The organism is Streptomyces sp. NPDC056738 (assembly GCF_042790435.1).
Lineage (GTDB): Bacteria > Actinomycetota > Actinomycetes > Streptomycetales > Streptomycetaceae > Streptomyces.
Genome location: NZ_JBHTZF010000010.1, coordinates 222,933 through 246,012 on the forward strand (window position 1 = coordinate 222,933; position 23,080 = coordinate 246,012).

General features: G+C 69.4%; 25 protein-coding genes, 1 tRNA gene and 1 riboswitch. Of the genes, 11 read left to right on the top strand and 15 right to left on the bottom strand.

Features of this window, described 5'->3' with window-relative positions; all coding sequences use genetic code 11:
- Window positions 1-107 precede the first annotated feature (107 nt).
- Window positions 108-2,717, top strand: a complete 2,610-nt coding sequence (locus ACFRIC_RS26175; RefSeq protein WP_382790101.1) for a transglycosylase domain-containing protein — start codon at window positions 108-110, stop codon at window positions 2,715-2,717.
- A 48-nt stretch (window positions 2,718-2,765) separates the two neighbouring features.
- Here ACFRIC_RS26175 and bcp read toward each other — a convergent pair whose 3' ends face one another.
- Window positions 2,766-3,233: a thioredoxin-dependent thiol peroxidase gene (gene bcp, locus ACFRIC_RS26180; protein WP_382790104.1), complete on the bottom strand. Its 468-nt coding sequence runs from the start codon at window positions 3,231-3,233 to the stop codon at window positions 2,766-2,768.
- Window positions 3,234-3,362: 129 nt separating this feature from the next.
- Between bcp and ACFRIC_RS26185 the strand changes: the two genes are divergently transcribed.
- The 5 genes from ACFRIC_RS26185 (at window position 3,363) to ACFRIC_RS26205 (ending at window position 5,826) form a co-directional block, all read left to right on the top strand.
- A complete protein-coding gene (locus ACFRIC_RS26185) occupies window positions 3,363-3,701 on the top strand; it encodes a DUF3618 domain-containing protein (RefSeq protein ID WP_382790107.1) in 339 nt (112 codons plus the stop codon).
- Window positions 3,702-3,798: 97 nt separating this feature from the next.
- Window positions 3,799-4,101 (top strand): co-chaperone GroES, encoded by a 303-nt coding sequence (locus ACFRIC_RS26190; protein ID WP_103554526.1) that lies wholly within the window; start codon window positions 3,799-3,801, stop codon window positions 4,099-4,101.
- A gap of 49 nt (window positions 4,102-4,150) precedes the next feature.
- A riboswitch (guanidine-III (ykkC-III) riboswitch) is annotated at window positions 4,151-4,220 on the top strand.
- Window positions 4,221-4,254: 34 nt separating this feature from the next.
- The gene (locus tag ACFRIC_RS26195; RefSeq protein ID WP_382790110.1) at window positions 4,255-4,575 is read left to right on the top strand and encodes a DMT family transporter; all 321 of its coding nucleotides are present in this window, start codon (window positions 4,255-4,257) and stop codon (window positions 4,573-4,575) included.
- Between the two features lie 93 nt (window positions 4,576-4,668).
- The gene (locus ACFRIC_RS26200) at window positions 4,669-5,742 is read left to right on the top strand and encodes an HNH endonuclease signature motif containing protein (protein WP_382790112.1); all 1,074 of its coding nucleotides are present in this window, start codon (window positions 4,669-4,671) and stop codon (window positions 5,740-5,742) included.
- Window positions 5,742-5,826: transfer RNA gene (locus tag ACFRIC_RS26205), tRNA-Leu, on the top strand. The genes ACFRIC_RS26200 and ACFRIC_RS26205 overlap by 1 nt, the downstream gene beginning before the upstream one ends.
- Before the next feature lie 51 nt (window positions 5,827-5,877).
- On the opposite strand, the gene rdgB is transcribed toward ACFRIC_RS26205, so the two are convergent.
- From rdgB to ACFRIC_RS26225, 4 genes are all read right to left on the bottom strand, one after another.
- Window positions 5,878-6,480: an RdgB/HAM1 family non-canonical purine NTP pyrophosphatase gene (gene rdgB, locus ACFRIC_RS26210; RefSeq protein WP_339129568.1), complete on the bottom strand. Its 603-nt coding sequence runs from the start codon at window positions 6,478-6,480 to the stop codon at window positions 5,878-5,880.
- A 171-nt stretch (window positions 6,481-6,651) separates the two neighbouring features.
- The gene (locus ACFRIC_RS26215) at window positions 6,652-7,050 is read right to left on the bottom strand and encodes a hypothetical protein (protein WP_382790116.1); all 399 of its coding nucleotides are present in this window, start codon (window positions 7,048-7,050) and stop codon (window positions 6,652-6,654) included.
- 146 nt (window positions 7,051-7,196) lie between these two features.
- Entirely contained in the window at window positions 7,197-7,943 is a 747-nt protein-coding gene (rph, locus tag ACFRIC_RS26220; RefSeq protein WP_151470897.1) for a ribonuclease PH, read from the bottom strand.
- A 138-nt stretch (window positions 7,944-8,081) separates the two neighbouring features.
- Window positions 8,082-8,384, bottom strand: coding sequence for a glucose PTS transporter subunit EIIB (locus ACFRIC_RS26225; RefSeq protein ID WP_382790119.1), 303 nt, complete (start codon window positions 8,382-8,384; stop codon window positions 8,082-8,084).
- A 104-nt stretch (window positions 8,385-8,488) separates the two neighbouring features.
- Between ACFRIC_RS26225 and ACFRIC_RS26230 the strand changes: the two genes are divergently transcribed.
- Window positions 8,489-9,775 (top strand): PTS transporter subunit EIIC, encoded by a 1,287-nt coding sequence (locus ACFRIC_RS26230; RefSeq protein WP_382790122.1) that lies wholly within the window; start codon window positions 8,489-8,491, stop codon window positions 9,773-9,775.
- A gap of 237 nt (window positions 9,776-10,012) precedes the next feature.
- On the top strand, window positions 10,013-11,260 hold the full coding sequence (locus ACFRIC_RS26235) for a PTS transporter subunit EIIC (protein ID WP_382790125.1): 1,248 nt from the start codon (window positions 10,013-10,015) through the stop codon (window positions 11,258-11,260).
- Between the two features lie 67 nt (window positions 11,261-11,327).
- Here ACFRIC_RS26235 and ACFRIC_RS26240 read toward each other — a convergent pair whose 3' ends face one another.
- Complete coding sequence (locus ACFRIC_RS26240) at window positions 11,328-12,080, bottom strand: MBL fold metallo-hydrolase (protein ID WP_382790128.1); 753 nt, start codon at window positions 12,078-12,080, stop codon at window positions 11,328-11,330.
- A 253-nt stretch (window positions 12,081-12,333) separates the two neighbouring features.
- Between ACFRIC_RS26240 and ACFRIC_RS26245 the strand changes: the two genes are divergently transcribed.
- Window positions 12,334-12,801, top strand: a complete 468-nt coding sequence (locus ACFRIC_RS26245; protein ID WP_382790130.1) for a type II toxin-antitoxin system PemK/MazF family toxin — start codon at window positions 12,334-12,336, stop codon at window positions 12,799-12,801.
- Between the two features lie 120 nt (window positions 12,802-12,921).
- Here the strand turns inward: ACFRIC_RS26245 and ACFRIC_RS26250 are convergent, their stop codons facing one another.
- From ACFRIC_RS26250 to clpS, 7 genes are all read right to left on the bottom strand, one after another.
- Complete coding sequence (locus ACFRIC_RS26250) at window positions 12,922-13,872, bottom strand: cysteine synthase (RefSeq protein ID WP_351861836.1); 951 nt, start codon at window positions 13,870-13,872, stop codon at window positions 12,922-12,924.
- Between the two features lie 16 nt (window positions 13,873-13,888).
- On the bottom strand, window positions 13,889-14,167 hold the full coding sequence (locus ACFRIC_RS26255; protein WP_382790133.1) for a MoaD/ThiS family protein: 279 nt from the start codon (window positions 14,165-14,167) through the stop codon (window positions 13,889-13,891).
- Window positions 14,168-14,282: 115 nt separating this feature from the next.
- Window positions 14,283-14,384: a putative leader peptide gene (locus ACFRIC_RS26260; RefSeq protein ID WP_339129578.1), complete on the bottom strand. Its 102-nt coding sequence runs from the start codon at window positions 14,382-14,384 to the stop codon at window positions 14,283-14,285.
- Window positions 14,385-14,463: 79 nt separating this feature from the next.
- Complete coding sequence (locus ACFRIC_RS26265) at window positions 14,464-14,886, bottom strand: Mov34/MPN/PAD-1 family protein (RefSeq protein ID WP_382790137.1); 423 nt, start codon at window positions 14,884-14,886, stop codon at window positions 14,464-14,466.
- Window positions 14,887-14,995: 109 nt separating this feature from the next.
- Window positions 14,996-16,447: an amino acid permease gene (locus tag ACFRIC_RS26270; RefSeq protein WP_382790140.1), complete on the bottom strand. Its 1,452-nt coding sequence runs from the start codon at window positions 16,445-16,447 to the stop codon at window positions 14,996-14,998.
- Between the two features lie 343 nt (window positions 16,448-16,790).
- On the bottom strand, window positions 16,791-17,396 hold the full coding sequence (locus ACFRIC_RS26275) for a DUF2017 domain-containing protein (protein WP_382790143.1): 606 nt from the start codon (window positions 17,394-17,396) through the stop codon (window positions 16,791-16,793).
- 53 nt (window positions 17,397-17,449) lie between these two features.
- On the bottom strand, window positions 17,450-17,767 hold the full coding sequence (gene clpS / locus ACFRIC_RS26280) for an ATP-dependent Clp protease adapter ClpS (RefSeq protein WP_037619207.1): 318 nt from the start codon (window positions 17,765-17,767) through the stop codon (window positions 17,450-17,452).
- A 119-nt stretch (window positions 17,768-17,886) separates the two neighbouring features.
- Here clpS and ACFRIC_RS26285 point away from each other — a divergent pair, with 119 nt between their 5' ends.
- The gene (locus ACFRIC_RS26285; protein ID WP_382790146.1) at window positions 17,887-19,215 is read left to right on the top strand and encodes a nicotinate phosphoribosyltransferase; all 1,329 of its coding nucleotides are present in this window, start codon (window positions 17,887-17,889) and stop codon (window positions 19,213-19,215) included.
- Window positions 19,216-19,422: 207 nt separating this feature from the next.
- A complete protein-coding gene (locus ACFRIC_RS26290; protein WP_382790149.1) occupies window positions 19,423-20,007 on the top strand; it encodes an isochorismatase family protein in 585 nt (194 codons plus the stop codon).
- Between the two features lie 34 nt (window positions 20,008-20,041).
- Here ACFRIC_RS26290 and ACFRIC_RS26295 read toward each other — a convergent pair whose 3' ends face one another.
- Both ACFRIC_RS26295 and ACFRIC_RS26300 read right to left on the bottom strand, forming a co-directional pair.
- Window positions 20,042-20,377, bottom strand: a complete 336-nt coding sequence (locus ACFRIC_RS26295) for a hypothetical protein (RefSeq protein WP_382790152.1) — start codon at window positions 20,375-20,377, stop codon at window positions 20,042-20,044.
- 131 nt (window positions 20,378-20,508) lie between these two features.
- A complete protein-coding gene (locus ACFRIC_RS26300) occupies window positions 20,509-22,863 on the bottom strand; it encodes an immune inhibitor A domain-containing protein (RefSeq protein WP_382790155.1) in 2,355 nt (784 codons plus the stop codon).
- Between the last annotated feature and the right edge of the window lie 217 nt (window positions 22,864-23,080).

A 23,080-nucleotide genomic window follows, 5' to 3' on the forward strand; every position in this document is an offset into this window, starting at 1 on the left:
TGCCGGGATCGGCGAACGGACACATGGTGCGAGAGGCTTCATACGGGGCGCACCAGGCGTACGAGGGCGTACGGCGACGTACGACGCGAAACAGGAGTCCGGCGAAGATGAGCGACGAGCCGCAGCAGCGCAGCCAGGGCTGGGCACCGAGGGAACCGGAAGCGGGCCCCCGCCCGAACCCGGCCCCCGCGGCGGGACCGCGGACGGGCCGACGGTCGGGACCGGGAACGGGAACGGGCGCGCAGGGAGCGGGACCGGCCGGACCCGGACCGGGCGCGGGCGGGCCAGGAGCGAGCAGGCCGGGTGCGCGGCCGGACCAGGGGCGGACCGCGCCGCAGACGCCGAGACAGCAGCCGAAGCGCAAGCAGCGGCCGAAGCGGACCGGCCTGCGCAGACTCGTCCCGACCTGGCGCATGGTGCTCGGCACCGTCCTCGGCACGGCCCTGCTCCTGGTCGGCCTCTTCGCGCTCGGCTACTTCCTCGTCCGGATCCCCTCCGCGAACGCCGCCGCGGTCAAGCAGAGCAACGTCTTCCTGTACGCCGACGGCAGCCAGCTCGCCCGCGACGGAGACGTCAACCGCGAGAACGTCGCACTCGAGCACATCTCCAAGGCCGCCCAGCACGCCACCCTCGCCGCCGAGGACCGCGACTTCTACAGCGAGTCCGCCATCGACCCGAAGGCGATGCTCCGCGCCGGCTGGAACACCGTCACCGGCAAGGGCCGCCAGTCCGGCTCGACCATCACCCAGCAGTACGTCAAGAACTACTACCTGGGCCAGGAACAGACCGTCACCCGGAAGGTGAAGGAGTTCTTCATCTCGGTCAAGCTCGACCGGGAGAAGAGCAAGGACGACATCCTGGAGGGCTACCTCAACACCAGCTACTACGGCCGCAACGCCTACGGCATCCAGGCCGCGGCCCAGGCCTACTACGGCGTGAACGCCCGGGACCTCACCGTCGGCCAGGGCGCCTACCTCGCCGCCCTGCTCAACGCGCCCAGCGAGTACGACGTGATCGCGCACCCCGAGAACAGGGCCGGGGCCCTCGCCCGCTGGAACTACGTCCTCGACGGCATGGTCAAGCAGAAGTGGCTGACCCGCGCCGCCCGCGACCGCGTCTCCTTCCCGGTCCCCCGGCAGGCCAGGGGCTCGGCGGGCCTGTCGGGCCAGCGCGGCTACCTCGTCCAGGCCGTGACCGCCTATCTGACCTCCAACGGCATCCTCGACGAGGACACCCTCACCCGCGGCGGCTACCGCATCACCACCACCCTCCAGAAGTCCAAGCAGAACGCGTTCGTGGAGGCCGTGAACGACCAGGTGACGGACCGGCTCGACAAGAAGAACCGCAAGGTGGACACCTACGTCCGCGCCGGCGGCGTCGCCATCGACCCCTCCAGCGGCAAGGTCCTCGCGATGTACGGCGGCATCGACTACACCAAGCAGTACGTCAACAACGCCACCCGCCGCGACTACCAGGTCGGCTCCACCTTCAAGCCGTTCGTCTTCGCCTCGGCCGTCCAGAACGGCGCACAGACCCAGGACGGCCGCGACATCACCCCGAACACCGTCTACGACGGCACCGACCAGCGCCCCGTACGGGGCTGGAACGGCACCGTGTACGCGCCGGAGAACGAGGACGGCGAGTCGTACGGGGACATCTCCGTGCGCACCGCCACCGACAGGTCGGTCAACTCGGTGTACGCACAGATGGCCGTCGACGTCGGCCCCACGAACGTGCGGAAGACCGCCGTCGCCCTCGGCCTGCCCGCCGACACCCCCGACCTGACCGCCTCCCCCTCCATCGCGCTCGGCCCCGCGACCGCCAGCGTCCTCGACATGGCGGAGGCCTACGCCACGCTCGCCAACCACGGCAGGCACGGCGCGTACACCCTCGTGGAGAAGATCACCAAGGACGGATCGCAGGACGTGAGGCTGCCGGCCCGGGACGACGACCGGTCGGCCGAACGCCAGGCCGTGAGCCGCGAGGCCGCCGACACGACCACCTCCATGCTCCAGAGCGTCGTCGACGGCGGCACCGGACAGGCCGCGCAGAACGCCGGCCGGCCCGCCGCGGGCAAGACCGGCACGGCCGAGGAGGACACCGCCGCGTGGTTCGCGGGCTACACCCCCGACCTCGCCACCGTCGTCGCCGTCATGGGCCAGGACCCCGACACCGGCGCCCACAAATCCCTCTACGGCGCCCTCGGACAGGCCCGCATCAACGGCGGCGGCTACCCCGCCCAGATCTGGGCCCAGTTCACCCGGAACGCCCTGGAGGGGGACGAGGCCGCGGACTTCGACCTCGAACTCCAGCCGGGCGCCGAGGAGATGTACGACCCCGGCGACGACACCGAGGACCCGGACGCCACCGGCGGACAGAACGACGGCGGCACGGACGGCGGCGGGGAGGTGGGCGGGGCGGGCGGCAGCGCACCGGCCACGACGAACGGCCGGACCCCGGGCCAGAGCCACACCCCCGGCCGGACCGACGGCCACACGCCGGGCCACACCCCGGGCCACACCGACGGCGGCACCGGCACCTCGGGCGGGACCACCGGCGGCACCCCCACGGACGGAGGCACCACCGGAACCACCGCGACGGCCGGCACCACGGCCGGCACCACGACGGGCGGAGGCCCGACGGACACCGGCACCACGGGCTCGACGGCCGGCCAGGGACCGCTGAGCGGGCTCACGCCCAGGAGGGAGAGGCGCTGAGCGGGGCGGACGTGTCGCCGAGGGGGCCGGCCGTGTCAGGAACGGCGGTCAGATCCCCAGGTCCTTGATGATCTTCGCCACATGCCCGGTCGCCTTCACGTTGTACAGCGCCCGCTCGACCTTGCCCTCCTCGTCCACGACGATCGTGGAGCGGATGACACCGACGACCGTCTTGCCGTACAGCTTCTTCTCGCCGAACGCCCCGTACGCCTCCAGGACCGACTTGTCGGGGTCCCCGACCAGGGTGACCTTCAGCGACTCCTTCTCACGGAACTTCGCCAGCTTCTCGGGCTTGTCCGGGGAGACACCGATCACGTCGTAACCGGCGCCCGCCAGCAGGTCCAGGTTGTCCGTGAAGTCGCAGGCCTGCTTCGTGCAGCCGGGGGTGAGCGCGGCCGGGTAGAAGTAGACGATGACCTTGCGGCCCTTGTGGTCGGCGAGGGAGACCTCGTTGCCGTCGGCGTCGGGCAGGGTGAAGGCGGGGGCGGTGTCGCCGGGCTGCAGTCGCTCGCTCATCGGAACCTCACATGGCCGGGGGAATGGATACGGAACGAGCGTAATGGGGGGTGCCGAGGGGTGCGGTCCGGTACGAACTGACAGACTGTCCGAATCAGGGAGTCACTACACGACCACGGAGGCAGCGCGGTGTCGGATACGTCGAGAACGCCGGATACCAGGACTCCGGCGCAGATCGAGGCGGACATCAAGCACCGCCGCACAACCCTCGCCGACACGCTCGACGAGATCGGCGTACGGGTGCACCCCAAGACCATCGTCGGAGACGCCAAGGCGAAGGTCGCCTCGAACATCGACCACACCCTCGGGCGCGCCTACGTCGGCGTCAACCGCGTCGTGGGCGATGTGAAGGGCCAGTTCGTCTCGGAGGACGGGGCGCCCCGGCTGGAGCGCATCGTGCCGGTGGCGCTGGTCGCGGTGGGGCTCGTCGGGCTGCTCGTCATGGGCACGCGGCGGCGCAAGGGCTGACCCGCCCGCGTACGAAACCGGCCGGGACAGGTAGGTTCAGGGCGTGAGCGCCAACCGTGAAACGCACAGCACCCATGACGACAAGCTGCCCATCCGGATGCTGCACGACCGCGTGCTGGTACGGCAGGACGCCGCCGAGGGCGAGCGGCGCTCCGGCGGCGGGATCCTGATCCCCGCGACGGCGGCCGTCGGCCGCCGTCTCGCCTGGGCCGACGTCGTCGCGGTCGGGCAGAACGTCCGGACGGTGGAGCCCGGCGACCGGGTCCTGTACGACCCCGAGGACCGGGCCGAGGTCGAGGTGCGCGGGATCGCGTACGTGCTGATGCGCGAGCGGGATCTGCACGCCGTGGCCGCGGACCGCTTCGAGGGGTCCGAGGACTCGACCGGCCTTTACTTGTAGGGCATACGCACCCCGGAGGGGCTGGTGACCATGGTCACCAGCCCCTTTCGCCATTCCTTGCTACGGTGGAGGGACCCCGACGAGACGCGCCGTACCGGGCTCAGCAAAGACGACGCAGCCCTGCCCGGCCGTCGTCTCCCGGAGGTACCCGTCATGGCCTGGATCCTGCTGATCATCGCCGGAATGCTCGAAGTCGGCTGGTCGATCGGGATGAAGTACACCGACGGCTTCACGCGCCCGGTCCCGAGCGTCCTGACGGGCGCGGGAATCATCGCGAGCATGCTGCTCCTGTCCTACGCCGCCCGGTCCCTCCCCATCGGCACCGCCTACGGCGTCTGGGTCGGCATCGGCGCGGCCGGCGCCGCGATCCTGGGAATGACCCTCCTGGGCGAACCCGCGACAGCGGCCCGCATCTTCTTCATCTGCCTGCTCCTGGCCTCAGTGGTAGGCCTGAAGGCCACATCGGGCCACTGACCCCGACCACCCCCTCACAGGGCGTAACCGTCCGATCAACGGTTCGTTGGTCCGTACGAGGTCGCGAACATGCGATCGAGACGGAGGGGGTCCATGAGCGTGCAGGACGCAACTGAATCGGTGGCACCGGCCGCCTCAAGCCAGGTCGTGCCGGACTCGGACCCGTACCGCAGGGAACGTCTCGTGCCGGCCGTCGCCCAGGCGCGCAACTGGACCGATCTGATGCGACGGCTCGGCCTCAGGCCGAGTGGCGGCCAACGCCGCGTGCTCCAGGAGAAGGTGGGGAGCCACGGACTCGACACACATCACTTCGTCAAGCGCAGTCCGTGGCGCAGGTACCCGGATGCCGCCATCGAGGAAGCTGCCGCCTCGTCGTCCTCGCTGCGCGAAGTGGCGCTGAAACTGGGCGCCGTCCCTGCCACGGGAACGCTCTCGCACATCCGCCGCCGCATCAGCGCGGCAGGAATCGACATCGACCACTTCCCGGGCATGGATCGGCCCGAAGTAGAGCTGCCGTTCACGCCGGAGGAACTGCGGACAGCCGCTGCCGCCTCTACGAGCGTGCGCGGCGTGGCACGTGCGCTGGGCGTTCCGGACGACAGCCGCTCGCGCGCGACGCTGAGCCGCATGCTGGCGGTTCATCGCGTCGACATCGGGCACTTCTCTCACCGGCGCCCACCGGTCCCCGAGGACGCGTTGCGTGATCTCGTGCAGAGCTCCACCAGCTATGCCGACGTGATGCGCGGTCTCGCCATGGACGTCAACGACACCAATCACCGGCGTGTCCGGCGCGCGGCCTCCCGTCTCGGTCTCGACACCAGCCACTTCAAGCGCCGGGCCTGGGGGCGACCGGAGCGCCCGACGCCCTCAACCGCGCAACGGGTGCTGGTCGTTCTGCCGGAGCAAGCCGGACGGACCAACCGGGAGCGGCTCCACCGTGCTCTGACCGAGGTCGGCGTGCCCTACGCGTGCGTGAGGTGCGGAAACACCGGAGCATGGTTGGGCCGGCCGATCACCTTGCAGATCGACCATGTCGATGGGAACTGGCGGAACAATCGCAGGGACAATCTGCGCTACCTGTGCCCCAACTGTCACGCGGTCACAAGCACCTGGTGCAGGGGAGGCAGAACACCGCGAGGGACTCCCGATACGATGGCAGGCGACTAGCGGCGGTGGCGCAACGGCTGACGCAGCAGACTTAGGATCTGTGGCCCGTGAAACGGCTTGAGGGTTCGAATCCCTTCCGCCGCACCCCGAACGGCCTGCGCATCGAAAGATACGCAGGCCGTTTTTTGTGGGCGCTCAGCCCAACAGCTCCCGCACCACCGGCACCAGTGCGCGGAACGCCTTGCCCCTGTGGCTGATCGCGTTCTTTTCTGCGGGGGTCAGTTCCGCGCAGGTTCGGGTGTCGCCCTCCGGCTGGAGGATCGGGTCGTAGCCGAAGCCGTTCGTGCCGGCGGGGGTGTGGCGGAGGGTGCCGAGCAACTGGCCCTCGACCACGCGTTCCGTACCGTCCGGGAGGGCCAGGGCCGCCGCGCAGGCGAAGTGGGCGCCGCGGTGCGGGGCGTCGATGTCGGAGAGCTGGGCGAGGAGCAGGTCCAGGTTGGCCTGGTCGTCGCCGTGGCGGCCGGCCCAGCGGGCGGAGAAGATGCCGGGGGCGCCGTTGAGGACGTCGACGCACAGGCCCGAGTCGTCGGCGACGGCCGGCAGTCCGGTCGCCTGGGCCAGTGCGTGCGCCTTCAGCAGGGCGTTCTCGGCGAAGGTGACGCCGGTTTCCTTGACGTCGGGGATGTCGGGGTAGGCGTCCGCGCCGACGAGGTCATGGGTGAGTCCTGCGTCGGCGAGGATCGCCTTCAACTCGGTGAGCTTTCCGGCATTACGGGTGGCGAGGATCAGGCGGGTCATGCCCGCCAGTATCGCCGAGTCCGCCCTTCGAGCCGGGCTCGGGCCGCCCTTGAGCCGGGCCAGGGTCGGCGCGTACGCCGGGTCCGCCCTCGAGCCTGGCTCGGGGCCGCGCGTACGCACCGTCTCCCGAGCCGGGCTCGGGTCGGCGCGTGTGCCGGGCCCGGCGGGGGCCTACGGCGTGCACACCTTCGTCAGTTCGCCCGCCGCGGCCGTGACGGGGCTGATGTCGGGGGTCGCGTCGCCGTTCTTGACGGCCGTGCGGACGTTCGCGACGGCCTTGTTCAGCTCGTCGACCGCCTTGTTGACGTCGGCGTTGTCGGTCTGGTCGCCGATCTTGTCGAGGTTGTTCTCGATGGCGTTGAGGGACGCGTCGGTCTGCGACGGGTCGTTCGCCGCGTTCTCGACCGCCTGTTGGAGGTCGGTGACGCTGTCGGCTATCGAGTCGGCGGTCTGCACACAGTCGAGCGCCTTGCTGACGGCGTCGCAGCCGACGGCCGCCGGCAGGACGACGAGTGCGGCGACGGCGGCGAGTGCGGCGGTACGGCGACGATTGCGGTGGCGCGCGGCCATGGAACGGTCCCTCCCCGTGGGCGTGGTGTGGTGCGGCCACACCGACCGCATCGCACCGGTCCGCTGCGCGGTCGGCCCGATCCGCCCGAGGGGGCCGGCGGGCGCACGGCAGGACCGTACGCCCGTACCCATAAGAACGCTAAGGGTTAACCCGCGGTTGCCTGTGAGGCCTCTTCGAGTACCGCGCGCTGGATGGCGGCGAGTTCGTCGCAGCCCGCGACGGCGAGGTCGAGGAGGGCGTTGAGTTCCTTGCGGTCGAAGGGCTCGGCCTCGGCGGTGCCCTGGACCTCGACGAAGCGGCCGTCCCCGGTGCACACGACGTTCATGTCGGTGTCGGCCCTGACGTCCTCCTCGTAGCAGAGGTCGAGGAGGGGGACGCCGCCGACGATGCCGACGGAGACGGCGGAGACGGTGCCGGTGAGGGGCTTGCGGCCGGGCTTGACGAGCTTCTTGCCCTGGGCCCAGGTGACGGCGTCGGCGAGGGCGACGTAGGCGCCGGTGATGGCGGCGGTGCGGGTGCCGCCGTCGGCCTGGAGGACGTCGCAGTCGAGGACGATGGTGTTCTCGCCGAGTGCCTTGTAGTCGATGACGGCGCGCAGGGAGCGGCCGATGAGGCGGCTGATCTCGTGGGTGCGGCCGCCGATCTTGCCGCGGACGGATTCGCGGTCGCCGCGGGTGTTGGTGGCGCGGGGGAGCATGGAGTATTCGGCGGTGACCCAGCCCTCGCCGCTGCCCTTGCGCCAGCGCGGGACGCCTTCGGTGACGGAGGCCGTGCAGAAGACCTTGGTGTCGCCGAAGGAGACGAGGACGGAGCCCTCGGCATGCTTGCTCCAGCCACGCTGGATGGTGATGGGGCGAAGCTGTTCGGGGGTGCGGCCGTCGATTCGAGACATGGTGTCGAGCCTATCCGCACGCGCGTGAGGGGCTGTCCGCCGGTGGCGGATTCAGCCCCTCACGGGTGAGCCGGTGCGGCTCCTGAAGCGGTGTGCGGCGCGCGCGTGGGGCCGGGTGGCTTCAGCGGGTCCCGGTGGTCACATCATGTCTTCGATCTCGGCGGCGATGGGGTCCGCGTCGGTGCCGATGACGACCTGGATGGCGGTGCCCATCTTGACGACGCCGTGGGCGCCCGCGGCCTTCAGGGCGGCCTCGTCGACGAGCGAGGCGTCGTTGACCTCGGTGCGCAGGCGGGTGATGCAGCCTTCGACCTCTTCGATGTTGTCGATGCCGCCCAGCCCGGCGACGATCTTCTCAGCCTTGGTGGCCATGTCCTTCTCCCTGATCCGAACCGCTTTGTCGCAGTAACCCACAGTTGGCCCAACTTCGCGAGCGGTCATGTCGTAGGTGCCGAAGGATGGCGATCACGACAGAGCGACCCGTCGCAACTGGTCTACACCAGTGGGCGGGCAGTCGCCAAACCGGCCCGCCCTAAGGACCGCCCATGAGTGCCGTAAGTGACGTTTCGCCAGCGCGCGTCCGTTGGCAGAAGGCCTTCCAGGGACTGCAGAAGATGGGCCGCAGCCTGCAGTTGCCGATCGCGGTGCTGCCGGCGGCCGGCATTCTCAACCGGCTCGGTCAGCCGGACGTGTTCGGCGCGGACGGGCTCGGCTGGGACAACCTGTCCAAGGTGATCGGCGCGGCGGGTGGCGCGCTGCTGGACGGCAACCTCGGGCTGCCGATGCTGTTCTGCGTCGGTGTGGCCATCGGCATGGCGAAGAAGGCGGACGGCTCGACGGCGCTGGCGGCGGTCGCGGGCTTTCTCGTCTACTACAACGTGCTGCGCGCGTTCCCGGAGACGTGTCCGGGCGGGAGCGTCAAGATCAAGCTGGGCTGCCAGCTGGAGGACAACTCGGTCGTCGAGTTCACGTACCAGAACCCCGGGGTGTTCGGCGGTATCGCCATCGGGCTGATGTCGGCGTACTTCTGGCAGCGTTACCACAGGACGAAGCTGGTGGACTGGCTCGGCTTCTTCAACGGGCGTCGTCTGGTGCCGATCATCATGGCGTTCGTGGCCATGCTGTTCGCCTCGCTGTGCCTGTGGGTGTGGCCGCCGATCGGTGACGCGCTGGAGAACTTCAGCGACTGGCTGGTGGGGCTGGGGGCGTGGGGCTCGGGCGTGTTCGGTCTGGCCAACCGGGCGCTGCTGGTGATCGGCCTGCACCAGTTCCTGAACGTGCCCATCTGGTTCCAGTTCGGCAGTTACACCAAGCCCGACGGTCAGGTCGTGCACGGGGACATCAACATGTTCCTGGCGGGCGACCCGAACGCGGGGCAGTTCCTCACGGGCTTCTTCCCGATCATGATGTTCGCGCTGCCGGCGGCCGCCCTGGCGATCACGCACACCGCGAAACCACATCGGCGCAAGGAGATCGGCGGCCTGATGCTCTCGGTGGCGCTGACCTCGTTCGTCACCGGCATCACCGAGCCGATCGAGTACTCGTTCCTGTTCATCGCACCCCTGCTGTACGCGGTGCACGCGGTGCTGACGGGTGTGTCGATGGCGGTGAGCTGGGGGCTCGGCGTGCACGACGGCTTCAGCTTCTCCGCGGGTCTGATCGACTACATCATCAACTGGAACCTGGCGACGAAACCGTGGCTGATCATTCCGATCGGGCTGTGTTTCGCCGCGGTCTATTACGCGATCTTCCGGTTCGCGATCACTAAGTTCGATCTGAAGACTCCGGGGCGGGAGCCGGAGGAGGACGTCGAGGACACCACGAAGGCGTAGCCCTCCGCGCCTCCCGCTCGCGACGAAGGCCCCCTGACCTGCCGGTCCGGGGGTCTTCGGCATGAGCGGAACCGGTTGCTCCTGTTATGGCCGAGGCCACAAAATTCGCACCTTCCTTATCCGGCCTTCACCGTGCTAGAAACAGGTCTACACCACTGGTGGTGTAGACCACATGGTCGCTGCCGACCCCTGTCGTACCTTCCCGTCCCCCGGCAGCGCCCAGCGCATGGAGGAACTATGAGCACCGCCACCGTCTCGGCGGCACCCGCGAAGAAGCGGGGATCCGGCCTGTTCCAGGGCCTGCAGAAGGTCGGCCGCAGCCTGCAGCTGCCGATCGCCGTGCTTCCGGCGGCGGGCATCCTGCTGCGTCTGGGAGTACCGGACATCGCGCAGAAGCTGCACCTGCCCGACAAGGTCACCGAGGTGTTCGCCACCGCCGGTCACGCGATCTTCGACAACCTGCCGATGCTCTTCTGCATCGGTGTCGCGATCGGCTTCGCCAAGAAGGCGGACGGCTCCACCGCCCTCGCCGCCCTGGTCGGCTTCCTGGTCTACAGCAAGGTGCTCGAGGCCTTCCCGGTCACCGAGGCGAAGATCCAGAAGGGCGCGGACATAGCCGCGACCTACAACAACCCCGGTGTCCTCGGCGGCATCATCATGGGTCTGCTGTCCGCCGTGCTGTGGCAGCGCTACCACCGCAAGAAGCTGGTGGACTGGCTCGGCTTCTTCAACGGCCGCCGTCTGGTGCCGATCATCATGGCGTTCGTCGGCACGCTCATGGGCGTCTTCTTCGGCCTGGTGTGGGAGCCCATCGGCACCGGCATCTCCAACTTCGGTGAGTGGATCACCGGTCTCGGCACCGTCGGCGCGGGTCTCTTCGGTCTCATCAACCGCGCGCTCATCCCGGTCGGCATGCACCAGTTCGTGAACGCCGTCTCCTGGTTCCAGATCGGCGACTTCAAGGACGCCACGGGCGCCGTGGTCCACGGTGACCTCAACCGGTTCTTCGCCGGTGACCCGTCCGCCGGAATGTTCATGTCGGGCTTCTTCCCCATCATGATGTTCGGCCTCCCGGCCGCCGCGATCGCCATCGCGCACTCCGCCCGCCCCGAGCGCCGCAAGGCCGTGATGGGCATGATGATCTCGCTGGCGCTGACCTCGTTCGTGACGGGCGTGACCGAGCCGATCGAGTTCTCGTTCATGTTCATCGCCCCGCTGCTCTACGCGATCCACGCGGTGCTCACCGCCCTGTCCCTGGCGGTCACCTGGGCGCTCGGTGTCCACGCGGGCTTCACGTTCTCCGCGGGCTTCATCGACTACGCGCTCAACTGGAACCTGGCCACCAAGCCTTGGCTGATCATCCCGATCGGCCTGGTGTTCGCGGCGATCTACTACGTGGTCTTCCGCTTCGCCATCACCAAGTTCAACCTCCCCACCCCGGGCCGTGAGCCCGACGAGGAGATCGAGGACCTCACGAAGGCGTGAGCCCTCCCCCTACGCCGAAGGCCCCCGGAACCGTCTGGTTCCGGGGGCCTTCGCGTACGCCGGGGCGTCAGATCTCGTACGTCGCCCCCGGTACCGCCAGGTCCACCGGGCCCCGGTACGCCGAGCGGGCGTCCGTCAGGTTGGTGGCGGCGTCCGTCCACGGGGGGATGTGGGTGAGGACCAGGCGGCGGGCGCCCGCGCGGGCGGCGGTCTCGCCGGCCTCGAGGCCGTTGAGGTGCAGGCCGGGGATGTTCTCCTTGCCGTGGGTGAACGCGGCCTCGCACAGGAACAGGTCCGTGTCGCGGGCGAGTTCGTCCAGGGCCTCGGTCACCCCGGTGTCACCGGAGTACGTCAACGAACGTCCACCGTGTTCCACCCGGATGCCGTACGCCTCCACGGGGTGCGCCACCCGTTCGGTGTGCACGGTGAAGGGGCCGATCTCGAACGTGGACGGCTTGACCGTGTGGAAGTCGAAGACCTCGCTCATCGACGAGGCGGTGGGGGTGTCGGCGTAGGCCGTGGTGAGCCGGTGCTCGGTGCCTTCGGGGCCGTAGACCGGGAGCGGGGCGCAGCGGCCGCCGTCGTGCCGGTAGTAGCGCGCGACGAAGTAGGCGCACATGTCGATGCAGTGGTCGGCGTGCAGATGGCTCAGGAAGATCGCGTCGAGGTCGTAGAGACCGCAGTGGCGCTGCAGCTCGCCCAGGGCACCGTTGCCCATGTCGAGAAGCAGCCGGAAGCCGTCGGCCTCTACGAGGTAGCTCGAACAGGCCGATTCCGCGGACGGGAACGACCCCGAGCAGCCGACGACGGTGAGCTTCATAAAGCAGAAACCTCCGCTGGCGGGTGACTACTGGAAGGGGGAGGACGGGGGTCGTGCGGTCCGTCGAGCGTAAGGCGCAAAAGGGTTGGTCGCTCCTCCGCCAGGGGCTGTTGTGGGCGAACTCACCTGTGGTGTCACCGGTTCGGATGGACGTGGGTGGGTGGTGTTTGGATCGGTTCGGACACTCCTCCGCGGGTGCCCGGGGTGCGGGCAGGGCGGGCGGGGGCGGCGGTGCGCCGGTACCTTCTGTGCTGTGGACACGTCCTGGTGGCTCGCGTTGGCGGCGGTGGTTCTGCTCGCGCTGGTCGCGACGCTGGTGGACGGCTGGGGGCGCCGCGGGCGCCGGCCGGCCGGTCGGACGCGTCCGCCGGGCCGGGGGCCCCGCCGGGGCGGCACGCTGCGCGGCGGGCCGTTGCCGCGCGCGGCGGAGATCTGGTGGGCGAACGTTCCCTACGAGGACGGGCCGGGGGCCAAGGACCGGCCGTGTCTGGTGCTGGTGGTGCGCGGCAAGCGGGTGACCGTCGCGAAGATCACCAGCAAGTACCACGACGAGCGGCCCGGGGTGATCCCGCTGCCCCCCGGGGCCGTCGGGGACTCGCAGGGGCGGCCGAGTTTCCTGGAGACGGACGAGTTGCGGGAGGTGCCGGTGGGCGACTTCCGGCGCCGGGTGGGTGTGGTGGATCCGGTCCTGTGGGACCAGGTCCGCTATCTGGCGGGGTGAGCCGCTTTCCGCATCCGGCGCGGTGAGGCTGCTCCCCCGCAGGCCAGCAGGCGCGGATACGCGGAAGGGCGCGGGAACCGTCGTCCGGTCCGCGCGCCCCTCGGTGATGCCGGTGTGTCGCTACGCCCAGAGCTGGCCCTGGAGTGTCTCGATGGCCTCTTCCGTCGTCGCCGCCGTGTAGACGCCCGTCGACAGGTACTTCCAGCCGCCGTCCGCGACGACGAACGCGATGTCGGCCGGCTCTCCGGCCTTGACGGCCTTGTTGCCGACACCGATCGCGGCGTGCAGCGCGGCTCCCGTGGAGACGCCGGCGAAGATGCCCTCCTGCTGGAGGAGTTCCCGGGTACGGGTGACTGCGTCGGCCGAGCCCACGGAGAAGCGGGTGGTGAGGACGGAGGCGTCGTACAGCTCGGGTACGAAGCCCTCGTCCAGGTTCCTGAGGCCGTAGACCAGGTCGTCGTAGCGCGGCTCCGCGGCGACGATCTTGACGTCCGGCTTGTGTTCGCGCAGGAAGCGGCCGACGCCCATGAGGGTGCCGGTGGTGCCGAGGCCCGCCACGAAGTGGGTGATGGAGGGGAGGTCGGCGAGGATCTCCGGGCCCGTCGTGGCGTAGTGGGCGCCGGCGTTGTCCGGGTTGCCGTACTGGTAGAGCATCACCCAGTCCGGGTGCTGCGCGGAGAGTTCCTTGGCGACGCGCACGGCGGTGTTGGAGCCGCCGGCGGCCGGGCTGGGGATGATCTCGGCGCCCCACATGCCGAGCAGGTCACGGCGTTCCTGCGAGGTGTTCTCGGGCATCACGCAGACCATGCGGTAGCCCTTGAGTTTGGCCGCCATGGCCAGGGAGATGCCGGTGTTGCCGCTGGTGGGCTCCAGGATCGTGCAGCCCGGAGTCAGCCGGCCGTCCTTCTCCGCCTGCTCGATCATGTGGAGGGCCGGCCGGTCCTTGACGGATCCGGTCGGGTTGCGGTCCTCGAGCTTCGCCCAGATCCGGACGTCCGCGGACGGCGACAGCCGCGGCAGGCGCACCAGAGGGGTGTTGCCCACCGCGGCGAGCGGGGAGTCGTAGCGCATCGGGACCCGTGTCCGATCAGACCATGCCGCCGGCGACGGCCGGCAGGATGGTGACGTTGTCGCCGTCGGTGAGCTTGGTGTTGATGCCGTCGAGGAAGCGGACGTCCTCGTCGTTGAGGTAGACGTTGACGAAGCGGCGCAGCTCGCCGCCGTCCACGATCCGGGCCCGGATGCCCGCGTGACGGGTGTCGAGGTCGGTGAACAGCTCGGCAAGGGTCGCCCCGCCGCCCTCGACGGCCTTCTCGCCGTTCGTGTAGGTGCGGAGGATGGTGGGGATGCGGACCTCGATGGCCATGGTTGCGGGCTCCTGTCGGAAGGAAGTCAGGTCGGACGACGCGCGGCAGCGCGGGCGGGGCATGGGGTACGCGGGTCGCGGAGCCGCGGCCCTTCGGCCGTGCGGCGGCGGCAGGTCAGTGCGTACAGATGGCGCTCTGCAGCCTGCAGAGGTCGACGTGCAGGCGCGCCACGAGCAGCATGCCCGGCGTCTTGTCGCTCACGTCGTTCAGAACCATGGGCTCATCGTATCGATTCCCGGTACGGGCCCCGGAGTGTGATCTCGTATTCCGGACGCTTTTTGGTCGATGGGTGAGATCAGTAGCTCTCCACGACCTTGACCTCCTCCTCCGTGACCTCGCCGTCCACGATCCGGTAGGAGCGGAACTGGAAGGGGCCGGCGTTCTCGGTGTCCGCCGTGGAGACCAGGACGTAGTGGGCTCCGGGCTCGTTGGCGTAGGCGAGGTCGGTGCGGGAGGGGTAGGCCTCGGTCGCGGTGTGCGAGTGGTAGATGACGACGGGTTCCTCGTCGCGGTCGTCCATCTCGCGGTAGAGCTTGAGCAGATCGCCGGAGTCGAACTCGTAGAACGTGGGCGAGCGGGCCGCGTTGAGCATGGGGATGAAGCGCTCGGGGCGGCCGGTGCCGGCGGGGCCCGCGACGACGCCGCACGCCTCGTCGGGGTGGTCCTGGCGCGCGTGGGCGACGATCTGGTCGAACAGGGCCTCGGTGATGGTCAGCATGCTGGTCAGGATAGACAGAAGGGCCGTCCCGTACCGAGGCGTGGTACGGGACGGCCCGTATGCCGGACGTCCTGAGCGGTGGCCGGTGGGCCGGGCGTCCGTGGGGCGGTCAGCCGATCTTCTCGAGCTGCGGCTCGCGGCGCTCGGTGACCTGGGGGTTGCGTGCCTTGAGGATCGCCCAGCCGACGGCCAGGGCGGCGGCCCAGACGGCCATCACGTACAGGCAGATGCGGGAGTCGGCGTCGTACGCGATCAGGCCGGTGACGAAGAGGAGGAACGCGACGGCGACGTAGCTGCACTTGGCGCCGCCCGGGGCGGGGAAGGACGAGGCCGGGAGGCGGCCCGCCTCGACCGCGCGGCGGTAGAGGATGTGGCTGACCAGGATCATCAGCCAGGTCCAGATGCCGGCTCCGGTGGCCACCGAGGTGACGTACCCGAAGGCCTTCGCGGGGACGACGTAGTTGAGGACCACGCCGATGCCCATGAAGAGCACGGAGACGGTGATGCCGAGCGCGGGCGTCTTGGTCGAGGACAGCTTGGCGAAGACCTTCGGGGCCTCGCCGTTGTCGGCCAGGTTCCGCAGCATGCGGCCCGTGGAGTACATGCCCGAGTTGCAGGAGGACAGGGCGGCGGTGAGGACCACGAAGTTGACGATGCCGGCGCCGGCCGGGATGCCGATCACGGCGAACGCCTTCACGAAGGGGCTCACCCCTGGCACGAACTCGGTCCACTTCACGACGCAGAGGATGACGGTGAGGGCGCCGACGTAGAAGAGGGCGATGCGCCAGGGGAGGGTGTTGATGGCCTTCGGGAGGGTCTTCTCGGGGTTCTCGGACTCGCCCGCGGTGACGCCGACGAGCTCGACGGCGAGGTAGGCGAACATGACGCCCTGGAGGGTCATCAGGGAGGAGCCGATGCCGTTGGGGAAGAAGCCGTCGAACTGCCACAGGTTGCCGACGGAGGCGGTGTCACCGGCGGAGCTGAAGCCGAAGGTGAGGACGCCGAGGCCGATCACGATCATGCCGATCAGGGCGGTGACCTTGACCATCGAGGCCCAGAACTCGATCTCGCCGAAGACCTTCACGGAGATCAGGTTGGCCACGAAGAGGATGATCAGGAAGACCAGCGCCGACACCCATTGGTGGATCGACGGGAACCAGTAGTTGATGTAGATGGCGGCGGCGGTGAGCTCGGCCATGCCGGTGACCACCCACATCAGCCAGTACGTCCAGGCCGTGAAGTAGCCGAAGAAGGGGCCGAGGAACTCGCGGGAGTACTCCGCGAAGGAGCCCGAGACCGGGCGGTAGAGCAGGAGCTCGCCGAGCGCCCGCATGATGAAGAAGATGATCACGCCCGCGAGGGCGTACATCACGATGAGGCTGGGGCCGGCCTTGGCGATGTTCGCCCCGGCGTTCAGGAAGAGGCCGACGCCGATGGCGCCGCCGATCGCGATCATCTGGACCTGACGGCTGCCGAGCCCGCGCTCGTACCCCTCTTCGGGGGCGTCGCCGCCCACGGCCTCACTGCCGTCGTACTGCTTGCCGACCTGCGATGAGGTCATGTCTGGTGCGCCTTTCTCCATACCGGAACGAGCCAGTCCCTTGGCTTCGAATCGGCTTCCGATCCCCCCGGACAGGTGGAGCTTGTGCCTGGCCGGCGATCCGCCGGCTCGGTGGCGCACCCGGCGGGACATGGGTGGTGTCCTGCCGGGCGGTCGTGAAGATTTATCACGGGGGCGGCGTTGATCGGTTGAGGCCGATGTTGCGCAGACCACAGGAAGAACCGGACAAATCGTCGAACCGCGCCCCAAAGGACGCGGTTACGGTGACGTGATCGTTATCCGGATTTGAGCGTCCCCTGAGCGAACACTCACGGGAGCGTGCCGGGTGACAGGCCGGGACGGATCAGGGCATAAGGGTGGCGACCAGGGTCTCCTGGAGCCCGCCCAGCCAGAGGTACGCCATCACCATCGGCTTGCGCGGGTCCTCGTCGGGGAGGCGGTAGAGGAGGTCGGTGTCCTCCTCGTCGACGACGTCGAGCCGCGAACCGATGGCGAGGCGCAGGTCGTTCAGGGCGCGCAGCCACTGCTCGGACTGGGCGGCGGTCAGCTCCAGGACCGCTCCGCCGTCGCCGCCGGGCGTCAGCGCGTCCAGCGAGCGGATCACCGCGAGGGCGTTCTCGCGCTTGCCCGCGCGCAGGTCGTTCTCGGTGAAGCGGCGGAACTCGGCGGAGTGGGCGCGCTGCTCCTCGGCCTGCTCGGGGGTTCCGGCCTCGACGCCGGGTCCGCTGTAGGCGTCGGGGAACAGGCGCAGGAGCACCGGGTCGCTCGGCGGCTCGCTGGGGCCCTCGGCGAACAGCTCGGCGAGCGGGTCGGCGGAGTCGTCCTCCGCGGGGCCGGGACCGATGAGCTCCAGGAGCTGGACGGCGAGGGAGCGGATGATGGAGATCTCGACCTCGTCGAGCGCGACGGCCGCGCCGCCGCCGGGGAGCGGTTCGAAGTGTCCGGGCATGGAGTGAGTTCGCTACTTCCGGTCCTGCGGGCGGTCGGTTGACAGGGGGCCGGCTACTTCCGGTCCTGCTGAAGGGTGGCCCACAGACCGTAGCCGTGCATGGCCTGCACGTCGCGTTCCATCTCCTCGCGCGTGCCGCTGGAGACGACGGCCCGGCCCTTGTGGTGGACGTCCATCATCAGCTTGGTGGCCTTGTCCTTGGAGTAGCCGAAGTACGTCTGGAAGACATACGTCACGTAGCTCATGAGGTTGACCGGGTCGTTGTGGACGATCGTGACCCAGGGGACGTCCGGCTCGGGTACGGCGAAGACCTCCTCCGCCGACTCGGTCTTCTCGATCTCTAGAGGTGCGGGAGCCGTCACATCGCCCATGCTCCCACCAGAGGGGGTCACCCGCATAAACGGGCCCCTGAACAGGGGTTCCAGGGCCCGGGAATCGCCGGCCGAGCGAGAAATCGTCAAACTGACGAAATGGGGGTACGATCCCTGCCATGAACACAGCGGACCTTGGGCTGCCGGTGGATGTTCCCTCTACGGCGCTCTTCACTGACCAGTACGAGCTGACGATGCTGCAGGCGGCGCTCGCGGCCGGGACCGCCGAGCGGCGCTCGGTCTTCGAGGTCTTCACCCGCCGGCTGCCGGAAGGCCGGCGCTACGGAGTCCTCGCGGGCACCGGACGCGTCCTGGACGCCGTCGAGAACTTCCGGTTCGACCCGGACGTCATCGGCTTCCTGCGCGAGCGCGGGATCGTGGACGAGCCGACCCTGGAGTGGCTCGCCTCCTACCGCTTCGGCGGGGACATCTGGGGCTACCCGGAGGGTGAGGTGTACTTCCCGGGCTCGCCCGTCCTGCGGGTCGAGGGCAGCTTCGCGGAGTGCGTGCTCCTGGAGACGGTGATCCTCTCGATCCTCAACCACGACTCCGCCATCGCGGCGGCCGCCTCCCGCATGTCCTCCGCGGCCGGAACCCGCCCGCTGATCGAGATGGGCGCCCGGCGCACCCACGAGCTGGCCGCGGTGGCCGCCTCGCGCGCCGCGTACGTCGGCGGGTTCACCAGCACCTCCGACCTGGCCGCCGGTTTCCGCTACGGCATCCCGACCGTGGGCACGTCCGCGCACGCCTTCACCCTGCTGCACGACCACGAGCGCGACGCCTTCCGGGCCCAGGTGGACTCGCTGGGCCGCGGCACCACACTGCTCGTGGACACCTACGACGTCGCCGAGGCCGTCCGCACGGCCGTCGAGGTCGCCGGGACCGGACTCGGCGCGGTGCGCATCGACTCCGGTGACCTGCTGCTCGTCGCCCACCGGGTGCGCCGCCAGCTCGACGAGCTGGGCGCGACGGACACGAAGATCGTCGTGACCTCCGACCTCGACGAGTACGCCATCGCCTCGCTCGCGGCGGCACCCGTGGACGCGTACGGCGTCGGCACCCAGCTCGTGACGGGATCCGGCCATCCGACGTGCTCGATGGTCTACAAGCTCGTCGCCCGCGCCGAGTCGGCCGACCCGGAGGCGCCGCTGGAGCCGGTGGCCAAGAAGTCCACGGGCGGCAAGACGTCCATCGGCGGCCGCAAGTGGGCCGCGCGGCGCGTGGACGGGCAGGGGGTCGCCGAAGCCGAGGTGATCGGCGTCGGGCCGGTGCCCGCCGAGCTGGCCGACCGGCAGCTCCTGGTCCAGTTGGTCAAGGGCGGACAGATCCTGTCCCGCGAGCCGCTCGACGTCGTACGCGACCGGCACGCGGCGGCCCGCGCCAGGCTGCCGCTGTCGGCGACCCAGCTCTCCCGCGGCGAGCCGGTGATCCCCACCGAATACGTCTGAGACGCCGGTGACGGGTGGTGCGGCCGTTACCGGGGTGACACCGCGCATGAACCCTCGGTGAGCGGGAATGCAACGGCAGTGTGCCCGCGCGGGCCGCAGAAGCCGAACGCCCCCTTCCCGCACCACCCCGGAACTCTCTAGGCTCGGAAGTTCAACGGCCGGGCCCGCACCCTTGTCTGCCGCCCCCATAGCCGAAGGACACAGCCCATGCGCCGCGCCTTGATCGTCGTAGACGTGCAGAACGACTTCTGCGAGGGAGGCAGCCTCGCCGTGGCCGGGGGCGCCGACGTGGCCGCCGCCGTCACGGAGCTGATCGGGCAGGCCCCCGCCGGCTACCGGCACGTGGTCGCCACCCGCGACCTGCACATCGCTCCCGGGGGCCACTTCGCCGACAACCCCGACTACGTGCACTCCTGGCCCGCGCACTGCGTGGCCGGCACCGAGGGGGTGGGCTTCCACCCCAACTTCGCCCCGGCCGTCGCCTCCGGCGCGATCGACGCGGTCTTCGACAAGGGCGCCTACGCGGCGGCGTACAGCGGCTTCGAGGGCGCCGACGAGAACGGGCTGCCGCTGGGCGACTGGCTGCGCGCCCGCGGGATCGGCGAGGTGGACGTGGTCGGCATCGCGACCGACCACTGCGTGAAGGCCACCGCGCTGGACGCGGCGCGGCAGGGCTTCCGTACGACCGTCCTGCTGGACCTGACGGCCGGCGTGGCGGAGGAGACGACGCAGCGGGCGCTGGAGGAGATGGGCGCCGCCGGGATCGAGCTCACGGGCAAGCCGGTGGTCTAGGTCGCGGACGCGACCCAGGGCGCGTCCGTGCAGGTCAGGGCTGGGGTGCCGGGCGTCTGAGCAGGGTTCTGACCGGGTGCCACAGCTCTTGGGTGAGCTCCGTGCAGCCGGTCTCGGGGGCCGTGCGCCATATGAGCCCGTCGGGGTGGTGCAGGACCGCGGTGATCTCGTCGGGGGTCGGCGGGGCCGCGTTGCCCCGGAGGTAGACGGCACGCAGCCCCAGGTTGCGGAGCCTGGTCAGGGCACGGGCGCGGTTCGGCGCGACGACCAGGAAGCGCACGCAGCCGCCCGCCGGACCTGCCGGGCTGGGCAGGTTCAGCGCCACGACGACGCTGCCGTTCGGCAGTCTGCAGAAGCCTCCTGCGGCCATGCGGTCACACCCCCGTGCGAGTCGATGTCGATGTCGGTGTCAATAAGCCAGGCACAGGAGGCACCTAAACACGATCGGCGGCAACCCGCCAGGGGTTGCCGCCGATACGCTTCTGACCTGCAGAAATGCTGTTACTTCACCGCGGGGCCGACCTTGAGGGAGATCGTCGAGCCATCCTTGGCCTGCTTGACGATCTCGATCTTGGTGTTGGTGTCAGTGACCTTGACACCGCCGGTCGGGTTCCGGTTGTCGTAGTAGTCGCTGGTGTGGTCGTTGAAGACCGACACCCCCTTCGACGACGGAATCTTCGTGGCGACGTCCGCGCTGTGCAGCGTGATCCCGCCCGTGCGGTACAGGCTGAACGGCGAGTCGTAGGCCTGGATGCGGTTGCGCATCAGCGTGCCGTTGTCCCACCACAGCGCCTTCGGGTGCGAGTCGACCGGAAGCGCGAGGCCGACACCCGGGTGCTGGCTGGTGTTGTTGTCCGCCTGCGAGGTGTCCCACTTCCAGATCAACAGGCCGGTCTGGTACGGGTAGTGCTCCACCCAGTCCGGACGGGTCGTCGAGAAGCCGAAGTTGTACGGGCCGACCTTGAGGGTCTTGTCGTACGACACGTACTGACGGTTCTCCGCGAGGTAGTACTGCGCGTAGTTCTTGGTGAACGAGGCGCCGATGCGGGAGAAGCCGGCGGCGGTCCAAGCGGCGTCCGCCGTCTCGGCGTTGTCCGAGAAGAGCGCGGTGCCGTCGGCGGTGACGCTGATCTCGTCGGCCGCGAAGCCCTTGAGGGCCACGCCGCCGTCGCTCTGGTAGCGGAAGCGGAGGTCGATCTTCTTGCCCGCGTAGGCGTCGAGCGGGTAGACGAGCTTCTTGTACGCGTCGACCGTGCCGGTGAGGGCGGGCTTGTCGCTGCCGTCGCGCGGGATGGCGGCGCCGTCCACCGTGCCGTCCAGGGCGGTCCAGTTGGCGCCGCCGTCGGTCGAGGCCTCGGTGTAGAGGTAGTCGTAGTTCGCCTCGATGTCGTACCAGCCGTCGAGGGTCAGCTTCGCCGACGACTTGCCCGTGAGATCCACGGACCGGGTCAGCGTGTTCTTCAGGTTGTCACCGCTGCCGCTCCACCACTGGGACGAGCCCTGGGCGGGGTTGACGACCGTGGTCGTGACCGCCTTCTCCGGCAGCGAGACGACGAGCGCCTGCTTGTCGAAGGTGTTGTACTCGGCGACGCCCAGCTTGTGCGTGGACTGCTTGCCGGCCTTGGCGGTGTCGTAGTTCAGCCAGCCGAGCTGCAGCTTGTCCCAGGCGTTGAAGTCGCCGGGGAGGTCACCGATGGACTGCTTGCCGGTGCCGAGCCAGGAACCCGAGGACATCAGGGTCCAGAAACCGGTGGAGTTGTCGCCGCCGGCGGTGTCGTAGTGGTCCGGCAGACCGAGGTCGTGGCCGTACTCGTGGGCGAAAACGCCGAGTCCGCCGTTCTCCGGCTGGATGGTGTAGTCGCCGACCCAGATGCCGGTGTCACCGATCTGGGCGCCGCCGAGCTTGTTGTCCGCGGGACCCGTGGCACCCGCGTCGGTGCCGAAGGCGTACCAGCGGTGGGCCCAGATCGCGTCCTTGCCCTGGACGCCGCCACCGGCGGACTCGTCCTCACCGGCGTGCACGATCTGGAAGTGGTCGATGTAACCGTCGGGCTCGTTGAAGTTGCCGTCGCCGTCGTAGTCGTAGCGGTCCCACTGGTCGAACTGCGCCAGGTCCGCCTTGATGGCCGCGTCGGTCTTGCCGGCCGCCTTCTGCTGCGCGACCCAGGCGGTGACGCCGTCGCTGACGACGTTCCACACGCTCGGGCAGTTCGTGCTGCCGCAGGCGTTGTTGCCGTAACGGGCCTCGTTGTAGGGCACCTTGACCCAGTCGGCGACTTCGCCGTCCACCGAGTAGCGGCCCGAGGACTGCGTCTCGTAGAACTTCTTCATCGACTCGACGTTCTTGCCGGTGCCGAAGTAGAGGTTCTGGAAGTGCTTCTGGTTGTAGTCCGCCTGCCAGGCCGTGCTGTTGTCCTTCGCACGGTCCGGCGCGGCGATCTGGTTGTGCCCGGGTCCGGCGGTGCCGCCGAACTTGGGGTCCGTCTTGTCGCCGAACTCCACCAGGATCGTGAAGATCTTGTCGGTCTTCTCCCGGCCGAGCTCGACGTACTTGCTGTCGCCCTTCTTGCTCTTGAGCTGGACGACCTGCGAGCCGTTGCGCTTCTGCACCTTGGCGTCGCCGGATATCACCTGGTTCAGCGCCTCCTGGCGCTGGGCGTCCTGGGTCTTGCTCAGCGGGCCGTCGAGGTCGTGGTCGACCGTGTTCTTGACCGGCTGGGGGTCGTGGCGGTCCACGACCGGTGACGCGGCGGCCGAGTCGGCCTGCGCCACGGCGTACGTAGAGAACGTGGCGGTGGCCGCCGCGAGGGCCACTCCCACCGCGGCCGCTCTGAACGTCCATGGTCTGTTGGTCACTTGATGTCCTCCCCCGCGCACGTTCGCGCGGAGGGGGTTCCGGGTCATGGAGGTCCGCGCGCGCTACGCGATTCAAGTGACGACATTTGACCGGAGTTACCAAAGAAAAAACAGATCTTGACTTGAACCTGGCAAGTGCATTATGCGGAGCCCCCGTTCGGTATCCGGACGGCCTCGAACGCCCCCAACGGGCGCGCTTTCCGGCCCACTTGGAGGA

Excerpts from the sequence above, each read along its gene's own strand:
- ACFRIC_RS26175 (WP_382790101.1), top strand. The coding sequence starts at position 108 with ATGAGCGACGAGCCGCAGCAGCGCAGCCAGGGCTGGGCACCGAGGGAA.
- bcp (WP_382790104.1), bottom strand. The coding sequence starts at position 3,233 with ATGAGCGAGCGACTGCAGCCCGGCGACACCGCCCCCGCCTTCACCCTG.
- ACFRIC_RS26190 (WP_103554526.1), top strand. The coding sequence starts at position 3,799 with ATGCTGCACGACCGCGTGCTGGTACGGCAGGACGCCGCCGAGGGCGAG.
- ACFRIC_RS26195 (WP_382790110.1), top strand. The coding sequence starts at position 4,255 with ATGGCCTGGATCCTGCTGATCATCGCCGGAATGCTCGAAGTCGGCTGG.
- ACFRIC_RS26200 (WP_382790112.1), top strand. The coding sequence starts at position 4,669 with ATGAGCGTGCAGGACGCAACTGAATCGGTGGCACCGGCCGCCTCAAGC.
- rdgB (WP_339129568.1), bottom strand. The coding sequence starts at position 6,480 with ATGACCCGCCTGATCCTCGCCACCCGTAATGCCGGAAAGCTCACCGAG.
- ACFRIC_RS26215 (WP_382790116.1), bottom strand. The coding sequence starts at position 7,050 with ATGGCCGCGCGCCACCGCAATCGTCGCCGTACCGCCGCACTCGCCGCC.
- rph (WP_151470897.1), bottom strand. The coding sequence starts at position 7,943 with ATGTCTCGAATCGACGGCCGCACCCCCGAACAGCTTCGCCCCATCACC.
- ACFRIC_RS26225 (WP_382790119.1), bottom strand. The coding sequence starts at position 8,384 with ATGACCGCTCGCGAAGTTGGGCCAACTGTGGGTTACTGCGACAAAGCG.
- ACFRIC_RS26230 (WP_382790122.1), top strand. The coding sequence starts at position 8,489 with ATGAGTGCCGTAAGTGACGTTTCGCCAGCGCGCGTCCGTTGGCAGAAG.
- ACFRIC_RS26235 (WP_382790125.1), top strand. The coding sequence starts at position 10,013 with ATGAGCACCGCCACCGTCTCGGCGGCACCCGCGAAGAAGCGGGGATCC.
- ACFRIC_RS26240 (WP_382790128.1), bottom strand. The coding sequence starts at position 12,080 with ATGAAGCTCACCGTCGTCGGCTGCTCGGGGTCGTTCCCGTCCGCGGAA.
- ACFRIC_RS26250 (WP_351861836.1), bottom strand. The coding sequence starts at position 13,872 with ATGCGCTACGACTCCCCGCTCGCCGCGGTGGGCAACACCCCTCTGGTG.
- ACFRIC_RS26255 (WP_382790133.1), bottom strand. The coding sequence starts at position 14,167 with ATGGCCATCGAGGTCCGCATCCCCACCATCCTCCGCACCTACACGAAC.
- ACFRIC_RS26260 (WP_339129578.1), bottom strand. The coding sequence starts at position 14,384 with ATGGTTCTGAACGACGTGAGCGACAAGACGCCGGGCATGCTGCTCGTG.
- ACFRIC_RS26265 (WP_382790137.1), bottom strand. The coding sequence starts at position 14,886 with ATGCTGACCATCACCGAGGCCCTGTTCGACCAGATCGTCGCCCACGCG.
- ACFRIC_RS26270 (WP_382790140.1), bottom strand. The coding sequence starts at position 16,447 with ATGACCTCATCGCAGGTCGGCAAGCAGTACGACGGCAGTGAGGCCGTG.
- ACFRIC_RS26275 (WP_382790143.1), bottom strand. The coding sequence starts at position 17,396 with ATGCCCGGACACTTCGAACCGCTCCCCGGCGGCGGCGCGGCCGTCGCG.
- clpS (WP_037619207.1), bottom strand. The coding sequence starts at position 17,767 with ATGGGCGATGTGACGGCTCCCGCACCTCTAGAGATCGAGAAGACCGAG.
- ACFRIC_RS26285 (WP_382790146.1), top strand. The coding sequence starts at position 17,887 with ATGAACACAGCGGACCTTGGGCTGCCGGTGGATGTTCCCTCTACGGCG.
- ACFRIC_RS26290 (WP_382790149.1), top strand. The coding sequence starts at position 19,423 with ATGCGCCGCGCCTTGATCGTCGTAGACGTGCAGAACGACTTCTGCGAG.
- ACFRIC_RS26295 (WP_382790152.1), bottom strand. The coding sequence starts at position 20,377 with ATGGCCGCAGGAGGCTTCTGCAGACTGCCGAACGGCAGCGTCGTCGTG.